Below are 342 nucleotides of genomic sequence, written 5' to 3'. Positions count from 1 at the left end.
GAAATGATCGGATTAAAAAGTAGAGCAAGTGAAATTTTAAATACCTTAGCACTATTCTAGCACAATCCAACTATCATGATCGATCCAAAACTAACCAAGATTCTATCTAAAGTTTATTTACATAAAAATACAGTAGCTTATGATAGCGATAAAAAGTTCTATACCTATCAACTACAACCCGATAATATAAAAGAAAAAGATCTTTCTTTATTGACTGCTAGTGGGTATTCAATCAATCAAATTGAACATTATCAGCACAATCAAGTTGTACAGGATTTAAGAACAATCGTCAATCAAGAAGGATTAGAACATAAAATCTATCATTTATTTATCAAGGCTATT

At 29.2% G+C, this 342-nt stretch carries 1 pseudogene; it reads left to right on the top strand.

Annotation, left to right across the window (positions count from 1 at the left end):
• Nucleotides 1-75 precede the first annotated feature (75 nt).
• Nucleotides 76-342, top strand: a pseudogene (locus GJV76_RS15665) (hypothetical protein); the annotation flags it as partial.

Origin of the sequence: Myroides albus, assembly GCF_009711045.1 — a bacterium.
Taxonomy (GTDB): Bacteria; Bacteroidota; Bacteroidia; order Flavobacteriales; family Flavobacteriaceae; genus Flavobacterium; species Flavobacterium album_A.
Note: the sequence above shows the minus strand (reverse complement) of the source record. Positions and strands in the feature narration are given on the sequence as shown.